The 16,718-nt window shown below is 63.9% G+C and carries 11 protein-coding genes; 7 read left to right on the top strand and 4 right to left on the bottom strand.

Annotation, left to right across the window (positions count from 1 at the left end):
• Window positions 1-923: 923 nt before the first annotated feature.
• Genes B5527_RS27170 through B5527_RS27160 form a run of 3 tightly spaced genes read left to right on the top strand, consistent with a single transcriptional unit; the run spans window position 924 to window position 3,817 of the window.
• Window positions 924-1,721: a UDP-2,3-diacylglucosamine diphosphatase gene (locus B5527_RS27170; protein WP_425305029.1), complete on the top strand. Its 798-nt coding sequence runs from the start codon at window positions 924-926 to the stop codon at window positions 1,719-1,721.
• Window positions 1,721-2,776, top strand: a complete 1,056-nt coding sequence (locus tag B5527_RS27165; RefSeq protein WP_079604272.1) for a glycosyltransferase family 4 protein — start codon at window positions 1,721-1,723, stop codon at window positions 2,774-2,776. Before B5527_RS27170 ends, B5527_RS27165 begins: the two co-directional genes overlap by 1 nt.
• A 51-nt stretch (window positions 2,777-2,827) precedes the next feature.
• Window positions 2,828-3,817: a threonine/serine dehydratase gene (locus B5527_RS27160; protein WP_079604271.1), complete on the top strand. Its 990-nt coding sequence runs from the start codon at window positions 2,828-2,830 to the stop codon at window positions 3,815-3,817.
• Window positions 3,818-3,916: 99 nt separating this feature from the next.
• Here B5527_RS27160 and B5527_RS27155 read toward each other — a convergent pair whose 3' ends face one another.
• Together B5527_RS27155 and B5527_RS27150 are read right to left on the bottom strand one after the other, a co-directional pair.
• Complete coding sequence (locus B5527_RS27155; protein WP_154072551.1) at window positions 3,917-4,072, bottom strand: hypothetical protein; 156 nt, start codon at window positions 4,070-4,072, stop codon at window positions 3,917-3,919.
• A 295-nt stretch (window positions 4,073-4,367) separates the two neighbouring features.
• Entirely contained in the window at window positions 4,368-5,639 is a 1,272-nt protein-coding gene (locus B5527_RS27150) for a hypothetical protein (protein ID WP_079607538.1), read from the bottom strand.
• A 75-nt stretch (window positions 5,640-5,714) separates the two neighbouring features.
• Between B5527_RS27150 and B5527_RS27145 the strand changes: the two genes are divergently transcribed.
• The gene (locus B5527_RS27145) at window positions 5,715-6,914 is read left to right on the top strand and encodes an MFS transporter (protein WP_079604269.1); all 1,200 of its coding nucleotides are present in this window, start codon (window positions 5,715-5,717) and stop codon (window positions 6,912-6,914) included.
• Here the strand turns inward: B5527_RS27145 and dgcA are convergent.
• On the bottom strand, window positions 6,884-7,879 hold the full coding sequence (gene dgcA, locus B5527_RS27140; RefSeq protein WP_079607537.1) for an N-acetyl-D-Glu racemase DgcA: 996 nt from the start codon (window positions 7,877-7,879) through the stop codon (window positions 6,884-6,886). The two genes, B5527_RS27145 and dgcA, sit on opposite strands and share 31 nt — an antisense overlap.
• Window positions 7,880-8,024: 145 nt before the next feature.
• On the opposite strand from dgcA, the gene B5527_RS27135 reads away from it, so the two are divergent.
• Genes B5527_RS27135 through B5527_RS27125 form a run of 3 tightly spaced genes read left to right on the top strand, consistent with a single transcriptional unit; the run spans window position 8,025 to window position 10,853 of the window.
• Window positions 8,025-9,158: an ABC transporter permease gene (locus B5527_RS27135; RefSeq protein WP_079604268.1), complete on the top strand. Its 1,134-nt coding sequence runs from the start codon at window positions 8,025-8,027 to the stop codon at window positions 9,156-9,158.
• 2 nt (window positions 9,159-9,160) lie between these two features.
• Window positions 9,161-9,931: an ABC transporter ATP-binding protein gene (locus B5527_RS27130; RefSeq protein ID WP_079604267.1), complete on the top strand. Its 771-nt coding sequence runs from the start codon at window positions 9,161-9,163 to the stop codon at window positions 9,929-9,931.
• A gap of 55 nt (window positions 9,932-9,986) precedes the next feature.
• Window positions 9,987-10,853 carry an MlaD family protein gene (locus B5527_RS27125; protein ID WP_079604266.1) on the top strand — a complete coding sequence of 289 codons (867 nt, stop codon included), beginning with the start codon at window positions 9,987-9,989 and terminating at the stop codon, window positions 10,851-10,853.
• Between the two features lie 86 nt (window positions 10,854-10,939).
• Here the strand turns inward: B5527_RS27125 and B5527_RS27120 are convergent, their stop codons facing one another.
• Window positions 10,940-16,336: a hypothetical protein gene (locus tag B5527_RS27120; RefSeq protein WP_079604265.1), complete on the bottom strand. Its 5,397-nt coding sequence runs from the start codon at window positions 16,334-16,336 to the stop codon at window positions 10,940-10,942.
• Window positions 16,337-16,718 lie beyond the last annotated feature (382 nt).

Genomic DNA, 16,718 nt, shown 5'->3' with positions numbered 1-16,718 from the left:
AACGCCGGGACCCATAACCACCGTCGGTGGTTTAGTAGCGAGACGTCTCAGCATCGTCTTTCAACCGCAACGGCACGGCGTATGGGTCCCGGCGTTCGCCGGGACGACATGTTGAGAGGTTGTCGCTGAAGTGTGACCCATCAATTTATGGCGCATCGCTGTTGTTCACTGATTTGCCCGACAGGCAATTTTTCAAACAGCGTGTCCAGCCCCTTTTGCAAAAATATTTCTGATTTTCAGAAGACCCAAATCAGTTGTATATTTCCTGCGTCCCGTCTCACTCAGAGGGGCGGCTCGCGACGTCACGGACGCGGGGCGGGATGCGGTGGACGCGGCGGCGCGCTTGACGGGCGTTGCTTGCAGCGGACGGCGAAGACGTGTGGTCCTGACGCCCCGACGCTGGCGTCAAGTTGGCGGAGCGATCCGCGTAACGACGGTGGCAAGAAAGCCGATCACCGGGGAGAGCACGGTATAAGCCGTAAACCATTGCGTGCGGGAATGTCGGGTGTTTTCCGATGGCTCGCTGTGAATACTCGTGTGCATACTTACTACCAATAGCGCACACGAGGCTGCGGGTGCATCGGGCGCCCGGCATTCCCCACGCCCTCTGATCAAGAGGGCGGAAGTTGATGGCAAACCTCGGGCGTATCAGGCCGCGAGATCGCGAAACTGTGCTTTCTAATGACCCAACTGCTGAAATTTGCATCTTTCTCGCCGCCACTGCCGGGCTGCTTTTTCGGTCACGCTCTGGGGATGGCGAGCCGTCCCGGCCGCTGGGCCGGCTGTCGCCTGATTGTCGCAGGCCGCTGCTATTCGCTCCCCCGAAAGCAGGTCACGTGATTCGCGTGGTCCCATCGGCGGCGCGAATCGTCATCACGTCGTCACGGGAATCGGTTAGCTGCTCGCGCATGGGAACTGACGCTATGAGTGAAGAGTGTCCCGAACGACGCTTTCGCACTTTGTTTATCTCCGACGTCCACCTCGGTGCCCGGGGCTCGCAAGCCGACCGATTGCTGGACTTTCTCCGCAGCCATGATGCCGATACGATCTACCTCGTCGGCGATATCGTCGATGGCTGGGCGTTGCGGTCGAACTGGTACTGGCCGCAATCGCACAACGACTTCGTGCAGAAAATGCTGCGCAAGGCGCGCAAGGGCGCCAAGATCGTTTACGTGCCCGGCAATCACGACGAGTTCCTGAGGAACTATTACGGCACGCATTTTGGCGGCATCGACGTCGTGGAAAATACCGTTCATGTCGGCGTCGATGGCCGGCGTTACCTGGTGATTCACGGCGATATTTTCGACCTCGTGGTGCAGAACGCGCGCTGGCTCGCCCATCTCGGCGACAAGGCCTACGATTTCGCGATCCAGATGAATCGCCTCGTCAACTTCTTTCGGCGCGCCTTCGGCGTGCCCTATTGGTCGCTGTCGCAATGGGCGAAACTGAAGGTCAAGAACGCCGTGAATTATATCGGCGCCTTCGAACACACGTTGGCGGCGGAGGCGAGGCGTCACGGTGCCGACGGAGTGATCTGTGGCCATATCCATTACGCCACGATCCGCGACGAACATGGCATCCGTTACATGAATTGCGGCGACTGGGTGGAAAGCTGCACGGCGCTTGCCGAACACGAAGACGGCCGGTTTGAAATCATCACCTGGACCGATCCGCTGCGACGGGCGGTTCCCGTTACTCCTGTCGCGGCGCGTGCCGCCTGATGCGTATTCTGGTCGCGACCGATGCGTGGCACCCGCAAGTCAACGGCGTGGTGCGGACGCTGACCATGATGGCGGAAGCGGCCAAGACGTTCGGTGTCGATGTCAGCTTTCTGACCCCGCAGTCGTTCCGCACCTTCGCCATGCCGAGCTATCGCGATCTGCGCGTGGCGTTGCCGTATCAGACCAAAATTGCGAGGCTGATCGCGGACGCACGGCCGGACAGCATTCACATCGCAACAGAAGGGCCGATCGGAATATCGGTGCGGCGGTGTTGCCGCCGACACGGAATGCAGTTCACCACGAGCTTTCATACCCGTTTTCCGGAATATATCTCGGCGCGCCTGCCGGTTCCCGAATCATGGATCTGGCGGGCACTGCGCGCCTTCCACGGCGCCAGCCAGGCGGTGATGGCGGCGACGCCGGCGCTGGCAAGCGAACTGCGCGCACGGGGCTTTCGCAACGTTGTGTTATGGCCGCGCGGCGTTGACACCGGCCAATTTCATCCCCGCGCCGTCGACCTTGGCCTGCCGCGCCCGGTATTCCTGTGCGTCGGCCGGGTGGCGGTCGAAAAGAATCTCGAGGCGTTTCTCGATCTCGATTTGCCCGGCAGCAAGGTCATCGTCGGCGACGGACCGGCGCGCACGGCTTTGGCCCGGAAATATCCGCAAGCCGTGTTTCTCGGCGCGCGGCAGGACGAAGCCCTGGCGGAGGCCTATGCCGCGGCCGACGTCTTCGTGTTTCCGAGCAAGACCGACACCTTTGGCCTGGTTCTGCTGGAAGCGCTGGCAAGCGGCTTGCCGGTGGCCGCCTTTCCGGTGACCGGTCCCCGCGATGTGATCGGCAACGCGCCGGTCGGGGCGCTGAACGACGATCTGCGGGCGGCATGCCTGTCCGCGCTGACAATTTCGCCGCAGGCCTGCCTCGAGTTTGCCGCTGGGCATACCTGGGAGGCCTCGGCCCGCGCCTTCATCGACAACATAGCCGGGGTTCCCGCGGTCGATTCGACGAGCGAGCTGGCGCCATTCACGCCGGAGTGTCCGCGCTTCGTCGCGTGATCCGCCGCAAGCACCTTGCCCGCCCATTGCGTGACGCGATACAAGTCAGGGATGACGGAACCCTTCGCAACCCTGCCGGTCAGTTCCACCGATATCGATGCGGCCGCGCGCGTGCTGGCGCCGTTCGCGGTGCGAACGCCGTTGCTGTCCCCGCCCGTGCTCAACGAACGCGTCGGAACCAGGGTTTTCCTCAAGCCGGAAATGCTGCAGCGGACCGGATCGTTCAAGTTTCGCGGCGCCTTCAACAAGCTGTCGTCGATCCCGATGGCGGCGCGCGGCGGCGGCGTGGTCGCGTTCTCCTCCGGCAACCACGCCCAGGGCGTGGCGGCGGCGGCGCAAATTCTCGACATGCAGGCGACCATCGTGATGCCCGCCGATGCGCCGCTCTCCAAACGCGAACGCACCAGGGCCTATGGCGCGGAAGTCGTGCTGTACGATCGCGACCGCGAGGATCGTGAGGCGATCGCCCGCGACATCGCCGGCAAACGCGGCGCCACGCTGGTGCGGCCCTATGACGATCCGTTTGTGATCGCCGGCCAGGGCACGGTGGGCCGCGAGATTGCCGAGGACATGGCAGCGCTCGGCCTGACGCCCGATATCGTGGTGGCGCCGGCTTCCGGCGGCGGCCTGATCGCGGGTGTCGCAACGGCGGTCAAGGCGCGCTATCCGCAGGCGATTCTGATGTCCGGCGAGCCGGAAGCATTCGACGATCATGCGCGCTCGCTGCGCGCCGGAAAACGCGAGCCGCATCACGCTCAGGGGCGGACCATCTGCGATGCGCTGATGGCCTCGATCCCCGGTGAAATCACTTTCGCCATCAACAGCCGGCTGCTTGCCCAGGGCATCACGGCGTCCGACGCGGAAGTCGGGACCGCGGTCGGGTTTGCGTTTCGGGAGCTGAAGCTGGTGGTCGAACCGGGCGGCGCGGTGGGTCTCGCCGCGCTTCTGGCCGGCCGCATCGATGCACGCGGCAAGAACGTCGTCATCGTCCTGTCGGGCGGCAATGTCGACGCGGATTTGTTCGCTCAATTGATCGCGTGATCATTCCGCTCGAGCGTCATCCGCAGGGACGAAGTCGGGCGCTGACGAAAAATTGAGTCAGTTTCGGGTAGCCCGGGAGACCGCAACCGCTCGACGCGTTCAGTTGGAACTTGATCCGAAAATGTTCGGCTCTGCGGATTCGCCTGTCAGATGGTTTTCGATGTTATCGGCGACCTCCTCGCAGACCGACGCCAGCTCAAGCAGCTCGTTCTTCACGAAGGGATCATCGGCCTCGTCCGCAAGTCTCCGATACATGGTCGCCTGGCCCCGCAGGGAGTCAGGCCAATCATGCATGCCGAACACAGAACCGTTAACTTTGGGATGATCACAATCCATAATAGGGCTCTCACTGGAACACCGAATATTACTGATGTAGGTTCGCAATCCGCCAACACCACTAAATAGAGTTTTAGTCCCGTTGCAGATCGCAGCTGAGCGTGCCGACGAACGCTCGCGTAAATTGCGAAGATCGGTCGAGCAGGGCGACTTGGTCGGCCTCGCGCCGATCAAATCAATTTTGGAAATGAAGTCTATCTAGACCCGCCCAAGGTCACGAGAAGAAGGCGATCTTCTCGGCCTGGCTCAGGCGCCGGATCGGCGCCAGCGGATCGGATGCCGATGCATGCGGCCTTCGCACGATCCCGCTGGCGATAAGCGACGAGCCGAGAGAAGGCTCAAGCGAAGGTTCAAGCGAAGGTTCGACCGACGGTTGAGGTGAAGGTTGCAGGGATGACTCGATCGTCGGCGGCCGCGCCGGCGCGGCCACGGGCTCAGCGGGGAGGGCTGCGATTTCGGGATTGGCAGGCGGGGATACCCGCGCGTGAATTTCGGTGGTTTCGATTTCGGAAATATCATCGTTATCGCCGGGGTCCGGCGCGGCCATTTCAAGCGCGACCATCTCCAGCACGGCATCCTGATCGGCATCGGCGGCTTGCGCCGTCAGTTCCCCTGTCTCGACCGTCACGCCCATTGAGTCAGCCACCACCTCCACGGCTTCAGACGTCACGTCGCCTGCCTCAGACATCACGTTTACCACTTCAGCTGTCGCATCGGCGGCATCAGTCGTGATGCCGGCGCCGTCGGCGGTCATGTCGACAGCCTCCGTCGTTGTCGTTGCAGCGACAGCCTCGGTCGGCATCACCGGGTTGCTGGTTGCGGCTTCGGCGTCGTCTGCGTCGGCCGCGGTTCGAACCTCCTCCACAACGGCGGCAAGCATTTCAACCGATGGCATCGGGGAGGCGGGTGAACGAACGGCTTCTTCGGTAGCCCGCGGCGGAACTCCTTCGCCGTCGCCGAACGCCGCGATCCGTTGTTCGAGCAGATCGAACGCAGCGCTCAATGCATCCCTGGGACTGCTCGATGAGATTTTTCTGCAAGCCCCCTCGATCGCGCCGACCTGTGAATCGAGCAGATCGCAGATCCGGCCATCGGCGCCGATTTCCCGCCACCGCCAGGCGATTTCCTTGATGACCCGGGCGCCTTTGCGTACCGGCGCCAGGCTTTCCTCCAGTGCGAGGCTGTCGAGCGCCGCCGCAGCGGTGGCTCTGGCCTCATCGAGCGCGCTGCCGATCGCGGCCAGGGCTTCCGCGAGCCCCGGTTCGGGCGGCGGTGGTTTCTGGGCGGCGATGGTTTCCTCGATCCGTGCCACCGCGTCGAGCACCATGCGGGTGTCGGCATTCCGGTTGCGCTTGGCATATTCGCCGAGAAACCAGCGGCCCCGCGAAGTCTCCATGAAGGCTTCGCGGATCGCATCATAGTCTTCCTCGCGCGGCTGCGTTGCGCGAGCGGCAATCGGTGATAGAGCAAATGCTTCGTCGGCCATGGCAAACTCATCGCGCAAATCATCGCGCCTTACGCTAACGATCACCACGATATCAGGCGAATCGCAATTGAATTGATGCAAAGCGAATCAAAAATCCCCGTCGCATCTCAACGGACCGGCCGGCGATTCGCGACGCGGCTGGCGCTGTTTTACGGCACGCTGTTCGGATTGAGCGGCACCCATCTGCCGTTTTTCCCGGTGTGGCTGAAGGCGGTCGGGATCGACGCCTCGTGGATCGGCATCATTACGGCCGTGCCATCCGTGACGCGGTTCACCATCCTGCCCCTGGTGACCGGGCTTGCCGAGAGGCGTCAGTCGCTGCGCGCGGCGTTGATCGTCACGGCGTTCGTGACCGTGCTCGGGCTTGCGGCCGTCGGCACCCAACACCGGCCGCTCCTGGTATTCCTGGTCTACGCCGTCACCGCCTGCATATGGACGCCGATGGTGCCGCTGACGGACGCCTACGCGCTGCGGGGCGTGGCGCGATATAGCCTCAGTTACGGCCCGCTGCGGCTATGGGGCTCGGCCGCGTTCGTCGTGGGGGCGCTGGTGTGCGGGCTACTGGTCGACGTCATTGCGGCGCGGCATCTGATCTGGGTCATTGTCGCGGTGGCCGGGCTCGGCAGCGTCGTCAGCCTCGGGCTGCAGCCGCTGGACCATCCGAAGTCCTCTCACGCGGCGCCTCACGGCGCGCGCGCCTTGCTGCGCGATCCCGGGTTCCTCGCCATCATCGTGGCGTCGGCGCTTATTCAAGGCAGCCATGCCGCCTACTACACCTTTGCCTCCATCACCTGGCAGGCGTCGGGCTTCAGCGGGCTGACGATTGCCGGGCTATGGGTACTGGGGGTGCTCGCCGAGATCGCGGTCTTCGCGCTGTCGTCGCGATTTACGCTGTCCCCGGCGGTGCTGGTGGTGATCGGCGCGCTCAGTGCGGTTGTGCGCTGGCTGATCACGGCACAGGAGCCCTCGGTCGCGGTGCTGTCGGTGGTCCAGTTGGCGCACGGGCTGAGCTATGGGCTGACCTTGCTCGGCACCATGGGATTGCTGGTGCGTCATGTGCCCGGCCACGTGATGGCGAGCGGGCAAGGCTATCTCGCGGCCTGCAGCGGCATCGTCACCTCAAGCGCATCGATCGTGTCGGGCGCGATCTATGCCGGTTACGGGCAGGGCGTCTATTACGTCATGGCGGCGATGGCGTTGACGGGCGGCACGGTGATGTGGCTGGCGCGGCACCGGCTCGCGGATCATCCCCACAACGCGGCTTCCGGCGGATAGACCACGCTGCCGTCGTAGCGCAACCCGCCGTCGCGGTCGCGCGCCAGCAGCAGGGGGCCATCGAGATCGACGTAGCGCGCCGCTTGCGCCAGCAGCATCGCTGGCGCCATCGCCAACGAAGTTGCGACCATGCAGCCGATCATGATTTCGAATCCGAGCGCATGGGCCGCCTCGGCCATCGCCAGCGCCTCGGTTAGTCCGCCCGTCTTGTCGAGCTTGATATTGACGGCATCGTAGCGTTCGCGCAGTCCCTCCAGCGAGGCCCGATCGTGCACGCTTTCGTCGGCGCAGACCGCAAGCGGCCGGCGGATGCGCGCCAGTGCCCCATCCTGGCCGGCGGGAAGCGGCTGCTCGACCAGGGTGACGCCGGCTTCGGCGCATGCGGCGAGGTTTTGCTCAAGATTGTCCGATGTCCATGCCTCGTTGGCATCGACGATCAGTTCGGATTCGGGCGCCGATTTGCGCACCGCAGCGATCCGTTTGCCGTCGCCGTCGCCGCCCAGCTTGATCTTGAGCAACGGCCGGTGCGCGGCCTTGGCGGTCGCTGCCGCCATCGCCTCCGGTGACGCAAGCGAGATAGTATAGGCGGTGATGCAGGGCGCCGGCGCGGGACGTCCGAGCAGGTTCCAGACCCGCTGACCGCTGGTTTTGGCCTCCAGGTCCAGCAGGGCGCAATCCAGCGCGTTGCGGGCGGCGCCCGGAGGCATCAACGCTTGCAGGCCTTTCCGGTCGAGCCCGCGCGACACCGGGTCTTGCATCGCCAGCAGGGCGGCCAGGGTAGCTTCCGGCGTCTCGCCATAGCGCGGATAGGGCACGCATTCGCCGCGCCCGGTCAGGCCGCCCCGGCTGACTTCGGCCACCACGGTCACCGCTTCGACCTTGGCGCCGCGGCTGATGGTGAAGCTGCCGGCGATCGGCCAGCGTTCGATTCTGGCTGCAAACCTTTGTGATTGGCTGGAAGTCATTTCAAAATCTGACAATTTCTGAACCGTAAGCTTGCCCGGCGCAACCAAGTATGGCTGGTTAGGGACATGTTCTACAAGGCAAAGGCGGCGTGTTGAATCCTTCCTTTTCCACGAATCGCGGAGAATCGGCACAGGAGGCCGCTACGTGAACGGCGACCCGACATTGGAACGGATTGCACAGGGCAACGGACTTGCGCTGTGCGCTGCGGGTACATGGACCGCCCGCTATGCGCCTGATCTCGAGCGGATGGTCGCCGATGCCGAAAAGCTGACCGGAAGCCGCCCCAATATCTTCATCGATGTGTCGCAGGTCTCCAAGCTCGACACATTCGGGGCCTGGCTGATCGAGCGGCTGCGCCGCAGCCTGACCCAGGGTGGCGTCGAGGCCAAGATCGCTGGGCTGTCGGCCAACTATTCCAGCCTGGTCGACGAGGTGCGCCGGGTGAAGGCGACCCCTGCGCTCGACACCACATCGGTGACGCTGACGGGGATACTGGATCAGCTCGGCCGCAGCGTCGCCGGCTACGGCACCACGGTGGTCGGCCTGATCGACATGCTCGGCGCCGTGCTGGCCGCGGCCGGAAGAGTGGTGATTCACCCCTCGGGCTTTCGCCTGACCTCGACCGTGCACCACCTCGAACAGGTATGCTTTCGCGCGGTGCCGATCGTCGCGCTCATTACGTTCCTGATTGGCTGCATCATCTCCCAGCAGGGCATCTTTCATTTCCGCAGATTCGGCGCGGATATCTTCGTGGTCGACATGCTCGGCGTGCTGGTGCTGCGCGAAATCGGCGTGCTGCTGGTCGCGATCATGGTGGCGGGCCGCTCGGGCAGCGCCTATACCGCCGAACTCGGTTCGATGAAAATGCGCGAGGAGATCGACGCGCTGCGTACCATGGGATTCGACCCGATCGAGGTTCTGGTATTGCCGCGGATGCTGGCGCTGATCATCGCGCTGCCGATCCTGGCCTTTCTCGGCGCCATGATGGCGCTGTGGGGCGGCGGGCTGGTGGCGTGGCTTTACGGCGGCGTCGATCCCGAGGCATTCCTGCTTCGGCTGCGCGACGCGATCTCGATCGATCACTTCATCGTCGGCATCATCAAGGCGCCGGTGATGGCGGCAGTGATCGGGATCGTCGCCTGCGTCGAGGGGCTGGCGGTCGAGGGCAGCGCCGAATCGCTCGGACAGCACACCACGTCCTCGGTGGTGCAGGGGATCTTCTTCGTCATCGTCATGGATGGCGTATTCGCGATCTTTTTCGCGTCGATCGGAATGTGACGATGGCGCCAGAAACGTCCGACGCCATTATCCGGGTTCGCGATATCTCGGTGCAGTTCGGCGCGACCAAGGTCCTCGACGGGCTCAATCTCGACGTCAAGCGCGGCGAAATCCTGGGTTTCGTGGGTCCTTCCGGCGCCGGCAAATCGGTGCTGACACGTACTATCATCGGCCTCGTGCCGAAGGTCTCGGGGCATATCGAGGTGTTCGGCATCGATCTCGACGCGGCCGACGCCAGGGCACGGCGCGGTGTCGAGCGGCGCTGGGGAATCCTGTTCCAGCAGGGCGCGCTGTTTTCCTCGCTCAGCGTGCGGCAAAACATCCAGTTTCCGGTGCGCGAATATCTCAACGTCTCGCAGCGGTTGCTGGACGAAATCACCATCGCCAAGCTCGGCATGGTGGGATTGCGTCCCGAAGTCGCCGACCGTTTTCCCTCGGAACTGTCCGGCGGCATGATCAAACGCGTGGCGCTGGCACGCGCGCTGGCGCTCGATCCCGAACTGGTGTTCCTCGACGAGCCGACCTCGGGCCTCGATCCGATCGGTGCCGGCGACTTTGACGAACTGGTTCGCACCTTGCAGCGCACTTTGGGGCTGACCGTTTTCATGGTAACCCACGATTTGGACAGTCTTTACACTGCTTGCGACCGCATTGCAGTTTTAGGGAACGGTAAGATCATTGCCGCGGGATCGATGGCCGACATGCAGGCCTCGCAGCATCCCTGGTTGAGGGCCTATTTCCACGGCAAGCGTGCCCGCGCAGTTATGGGCTAGAGCATGATCCTGATCCAGCGAAGCTGAATCGGGGCCTGGTATCGGAGTTGGGTTGATGGAAACGCGGGCGAACTTCGTCCTGATCGGATCATTCACGCTGGCGGTGATAGCCGCGGCGTTCGGGTTCGTTCTCTGGTTCCAGAGCCTGCACACCACCAAGGCGCGCAGCCCGCTCCGGATCGTGTTCGAAGGTCCGGCATCCGGCCTGCGTAACGGCGGTAGCGTGAACTTCAACGGCATTCGGGTGGGAGAGGTGGTCTCGGTTAAGCTGGATAACCCGCGTCGAGTTGTCGCACTGGCCATGATCGAGAACAATGCCCCGATCCGCAAGGACACGCTGGTCGGGCTGGAATTTCAGGGACTGACCGGGGTCGCGGCGATCTCTCTGAAGGGCGGCGAGGAGTCCGCGCCGAGCGTTCCCCTCGACGAGGATGGCATCCCGGTGCTGACCGCCGATCCGAACGCGCTGCAGGACGTCACCGAGGCAATCCGGGGCACGCTGCAGAACATCAACAAGGTGGTCTCCGACAATCAGGAGGCGGTGAAGAACTCGCTGCATAACCTGGAAACCTTCACCGCGTCGCTGGCGCGCAATTCCGAGAAGATCGACAACGTCATGCTCAAGGTCGACGGCGTGATGGGCAAGGCCGACAACCTCATGCTCGGCCTCAATGCGCTGGCCGGCGGCAAGGAGGGCGGTGAACTCTTCCAGACGGTAAAATCGATCCGCGAACTGGCCGAGGATTTCGACAAGCGATCTGGTGCCCTGATGACCGATGGCCGCCGCACGCTCGGCGATATCAGCCGCGCGGTAAACAATCTCGACCGCAACCCGACGCGGCTGTTGTTCGGCGCGGGCAACAGCAGTGCGCCGCCGCCAGCGCCCACGCCCACGGCGGCGACCGAGAGGAAGAGGCCGTAGCGTCCGGTTTCAGGCCGCACCCAAAATAAAAATGGAGGCATCGCTGCCTCCGTTTTTATTATTGTGCGATCAGCTTGAGCCTTAGACTAGCCGAGCCGTCCCGCCGCGTGGGCGAGCAGGGTATAGACCAGCCCGGTCTCCGAGGTGAGGTGGCTGCGCAGCACCGCCGGGCCCCGTTCTTCGCGCGCGACCTCGTCGAGCAATCGCTCGAATTCGGTGATGTAGCGGTCGACAGTCTGCTTGAAGTTGCGGTCGGCGCGATATTTGCGGGCGACTTCGTCGAAGGCCTTCTGGCCGGCCGGCGTATAGAGCCGCTTGCTGAAGGCCTTGCTCTCGCCGCGCTGATAGCGATCCCACATCTCGATGGCGAGATTGCGATCCATCAGGCGTCCGATGTCGAGCGACAACGAAGCCAGCGGGTTGTCACCGGCGGGCTGCTGGGTGGGGCGGGCGCGCGGGACCTCGCGATTGCCGGTGCCGGTGTCGGCGCGGTTCAGCAGGTCGGAAAGCCATCCGTCGCGGCCCTGATCGACGGCAGGGGAAACCGGCGGCGCTTCGGTGCGGCGCGAAGCCGGCCCGCCGAGGTCAGGCGGCGGCAAGGTCGATGCACTGCCGGCGTCGCGCATGCGCGGGGCGGCGGAACGTGATTGGGCTTCAGTGCTGCGGCCGCCGGCGGTTGCCAGCATCGGCTCTTCCTCGCGCTGCGAGTTCGATCGGCCGGAGGTTACCACGTCGAGCCCGCGGCCGTGACGTGCGACGATCCGGTTCAGTTCGGCCAAAGCCTCGATCTGATCGACGATGACCTTGCGCATCTGCGCGGTACTCTCGGCCGCTTCCTGCGGCATTTCCAGCACGCCGCGGCGAAGTTCGTTGCGCGTTGCCTCGAGTTCCTGCTGCATTTCCGCGGCCATCTGCTTCATGCTGGAGACCATGCCGGAGAACTTGTCGGCGGACTGCTTGAACATCGCTTCGGTTTCCTGCGTGCTCTGGTGATAGAGTTCGTTCATGGATTCCGCCGTCAGCCGGCGTTCCTCCTGAGCCGTAGCGCGAACCGCCTCGAACTGCCGGCTGATCGCGGCCGAACCGGCACCGGCGGTTTCCGCCACCACGCGTGCGATATCGCGGGCGCGCTCTTCCGCGGCCGCGAGCGATTCGTCCAGCAGGCCGGTGAAGCGCGACAGCCGCTGATCGAGGTCGGTGGTGCGCAGATCGATCGTGGTGACCAGCGATTCGAGTGCCGATTTGCGTTCGGCGACAGATGCGGTGGTGCTGCGGTTGCTTTGCTCGACCACGGCGGCGGCCTCGACCAGGGCCTGACCGTGATGTTCGAACTGGCTCGACAGCGAGCCGAGATCCTCCAGCGCCCTGGACGTCTTGGTATTGAAGACGGACAGCTGGTCTTCCAGCGTTTGCGTCGCCATGCCGTTGCGCGAGGTGACGTCGTTCATGGCCGACACGAAGTCCGCGACCCGCGTAACCAGCGCCCGCTCCAGCGAATTGAGGTTATCGTGCGCGCCGGTCAGCACTTCCTGCAGCAGAATATTGCCTTCGCGCAGCCGCTCGAACAGGGCGACCGTGTCGGTGCGCAGAATCTTGCTGGTTTCCTGCATTTCGGTGACCGCCGCGATCGAGACCTGACGCGACTGGTCGATGGCCGCCCGCGAGGACGCCTCCAGGTCCTTCAGCGACTTGTTCACCGCGCCCGTGGCCAGATCGCCGGCCGAAGTGATCGTCCGCGCGACGTCGGAGCCGTTGCTCAGGACCGATTGCGAGAAGGTCTGGCCGCGGGTTTCGATCGATTTCAGGGCATCGGATGTAACGCGGTCGATATCTACGGTGAGCTGGTTGGTCTTGGCGCCGATGGCCTCGACCAGCGATCCGCGCTTGCTGTCGATCATCTGTGCGAGGCGATCGGTTTGCTGCTGCACGTAGGTGACGATTTCGTCGGTCTTGCCGCTCATGGCGGAGCCGAAAGCGCCGCTGGCGGCGAGCACCGAGCGCTCGACCTCGGCCGAGGTCGACTTGACCTTGGAACTGACTTCGTTGGAGGCGGCCACCAACGCGCTTTGCGCGGTTTGGGCGCTGGTCGCAATATTCTCCGTGGTGTTGGCGGTGACCGTACTGAGCGAACGCTCGATATCGGTGGAGATCGCCCTGATCTGGCTGGCGGCTTCGGCGGAGGTTGCGTGCAGCGAGCTTTGTGCTTCGCGTGCGCTGCCCAGAATGGAAGCGGCGGTGTCCGCCCCGACCGCTGTCAGCGTGCGTTCGACGTCGATCGCCAGCGACTTGACGTGGTTGGCGGCCTCCGACGACGCGGCCACCAGCGTGCTTTGAGCCTCGCGCGCGCCCGCTGTAATCGATTCGGCGGTGGAAGTGCCGGCGATCGACAACGAGCGCTCGACGTCGATGGCCAGCGACTTGACATGGTTGGCGGCATCCGACGATGCGGTGACCAGCATGCTCTGCGCCTCTCGCGCGCCGGTCAGAATCGACGCCGCGGTGGCATTGCCGGCGGCCGAGAGCGTTCGTTCGACATCGGCTGCCAGCAACTTGACCTGGCCGGAGGCATCCGTGGATGCGGTGAGCAGTGTGTTTTGGGCCTCGCGGGCGCTGGCAACGATCGAATCGGCGGTGGAGGTCCCGGCGATCGACAACGACCGTTCGACATCGGCGGTCAGCGACTTGACGTGGCTGGCGGCGTCCGAGGAGGCGGTGACCAGTGTGGTTTGGACTTCGCGCGCGCCGGAGAGAATCGAGGCCGCGGTTGCCGCACCCGCAGCCGAGAGCGTGCGCTCGACGTCGGCGGACAGCGACTTGATCTGGGTCGCGGCATCGCTGGAGGCCGATACCAGGGTCGATTGCGCATCGCGCGCGCTGGTCAGGATAGAGCACGCAGCGCCGGTGCCGACGGCGGTGAGGGCGCGCTCGACTTCCGCCGAGGTAAGCTTCAGCTGCGCGCCGACATCGGCAGAAACCGAAAGCAGCGACTGTTGCGCGGCGCGCGTGCCGGTCTGGATGGTCTCGCTGGTGTTGACCACAAGGTTGGTCAACGAGCGTTCCGCGTCCTCGACATGGGACTTGATCCCAAGGGACAATTCCTCGGCACGTGCCATCAGACCGTCGCTGGCCTGGCGCCCGCTGCTCTCGATGCGGCCGGCCACGGCTTCGACGCGCGAACCCAGCAGGTCTTCGAACTGTGCGACACGTGTGTCGATATCGGTGGCAACCGCCCCGACCCGGGCCTCGATGCCCTGATGGATTTCCTGGAACCGGGCCGTGATGGTATCGGCCAGGTGCGCGCTGCGGCCGTCGATGGTTTCGCTCACATCGGTGATGCGCCGGTCGATCGCGTCGACCGCCTGGGCCGAGCCTGATGCCAGTGACATGGTGAGATGGGTGAGCCGCGAGTCGATCGACTGGATCGCCTGGGCGGTTCCGTCGGTCAGCGACGAGGTAAGTTGGGTCAGGCGCGAGTCGATCGAGTGGATCGCCTGCGCGGCGCCATCGGTCAGCGACGTCGACAGTGTGCCGAGACGACTATCGATGGTTTCGGTGACCGACTGCGCCCGCGTATCGAAAATCTGTTCGAGCGATTTCAGGCGGCCGTCGATGGATTCGTTCACCGATTCGGCCCGCGTGTCGAAGGTCTGTTCGAGCGATTTGAGGCGGCCGTCGATCGACTCGTCGAAGGATTTGATCCTGCCGTCGAGCGAGGTATCGAGGTCGGCCACGCGGCTTCCAAGCGTGGTTTCGAACTGCATCAGACGCTGGTCGAGCGAGGCGGTGATCTCGCCGCCGTTCGAGGTCAGGCGGGTATCGAAGGTGTCGACGTAGGTCTTCAGGGTTTCCGCAATGTCCTGCGTGCGCTGGCCCATGCGATCGACGATCTCGCCGCCGAAGGTTTTGACGGTGCGATCGAATTCCGAGATGTGACGGGTAATAAGCGCACCCAGCGTGCCGCTGTCGCGCGCGAATTTTTCCGCAAGCTCGCCTCCCTGGTTCTTCACCAGTTCGTCGAAGGCGCTCATTTGCAGGCTTAGCGAGTCGTGCGCGGTTTCGGTCTGGCTGACGACCTTCGCCACCAGCGAGTTCACAGTTACATCAAGCGCATCGCTGGCCTTGTCACCGCTGGAGAGGATCTGGGTCGCCAGGCGATTGCCGGCGTCGTCGATCTTGCTGACCAGATCGCCGCTGCGCAGCTCGAGCTCCAGCAGCAGGCTGTCGCTGGAATTCTTCAGCGAGTCGTGGACCTGTTCGGTGCGGTCGGAGATGCCGTCGACGATGGTGGAGGAGCGTTGCTCGAATTCGCTGGTGATGCGGTCGATCCGCTCGTTCAGCATCTCGTGGACGCGATCGGCCAGATCGACGAACTCGTCATGGACGTGACCGGTCTTGAAATTGAGGCTGGTGGTGAGGCGCTCGCTGGCGTCGAGCACCGCGCGCGTGGTCTCCGCGCTGGCTTCCTCGAGACGGTCGAGCAGATCGCCGCCGCGCTCGCCGAGGGCGAGGATCATATTGTCGCCGGCGTTGCTGAGCGCACTGGTGATGTGGGCGCCGCGTTCTTCCAGCGCGCCGGTGATGCTCTTGGCGACCTCGTCGACACGCGATGCAATCGCGTCCGAGATCAGCGCGATATCGTGGCGAAGGTCGATTTGCACGCCGGAGATGGCGCTGCGAACCTGCTCGGCCTGTCCGACCAGGTTGTCGCGCTGATGGGCAATATCCTGCAGCAAGGCGCGGATTCGCACCTCGTTGTCGCTGTAGGCGCGTTCGAGCGCCGAGACCTCGTTGGCAACCAGGGTTTCAAGTTCGCCGGCGCGCGCGATGGCGCGCTCGACACCGTCGCCCATGGCCGCGACTTCGCGCCGGATCGCCTGACCGACCGTCACCATCGAATCGCTGGCCGCGCCCTCGGGTTCCGAAAAGCGGATCGCAACCTGCGCCATCGACTGCGCGATCATCCGCAATTCCTGGCCGCGCCAGGAAAGGCTCGCCAGAAAATAAAACAGCAGCACCGGGGCAAAGAACAAAGCCGCCAGGCCGCCGAGCACCAGGGTGCCGCCGCTGCCCTGACCAATGGCCGCCTGCAATGAAGGCAGAAAGCTGACGGTCAATAGCGCAGCGCCGAGAATCCAGACTCCGGCGAACAGCGTGGCAAGCGTATAAACGTTGCGGGCGGGCCGGCCCTTCTGAATGGCCTGCAGAATCTGCCCGATGGTTTCACGGTCGTCATTGGCGGCGCGGCGGATCGTGCGCGGCTCGTCGATCGGTTCGAAGATCGGCCGATCGACACTCGGCCGGGTATCGAATGGGGCGTCGTCGTAGGGCGATGTCGATGACGAGTTCGGCGGTGTCACATCGCTGCGCAATGAATCGCGCGGGTCGTCAGCCACCGGCACGTCGTCGCTGATGTTCAAGGCTTCCTGAATGGCAGAAAGCGCGACTTCAGTGGGGTCTTTGACCTTCTTGGGAGTGTTCGCCATGTTCAGTCTGACCCCTCGTTTACTTTTTTCGCGTCCCGGAGAATCTTGCCTGAACGCCCCTGCAAGCTCGAACCCGGTGTCATGCCCTGCGCGGTGCGAAAGCGCGACGCTTGTCCGCTACATCCGCAAACATCCTATTGGCTAGGCGATACGAATGAAATGGCTGCGATTAATACAATCTTAATCATCGTTAACAGCAGGGCGCCGTAACGCCTTACAGGCCCTCGAAATTCTCGTCCGGGCGCGAGGATTGGGGCTACTCTTCGCCTAAAACAAGGCGAACTTGCGGCGAGTACGCGAAACGTTCCGTTAACCATTTCCGTGATTGGCTGTCGAAAACTCGGCTGCCGGACCGGCGGCGGGGAGATCCGAAGGGTTACCG

The sequence above is a fragment of the Bradyrhizobium erythrophlei genome, assembly GCF_900129425.1.
GTDB lineage: Bacteria > Pseudomonadota > Alphaproteobacteria > Rhizobiales > Xanthobacteraceae > Bradyrhizobium > Bradyrhizobium erythrophlei_C.
This window is presented reverse-complemented; position numbering and strand designations above follow the sequence as displayed.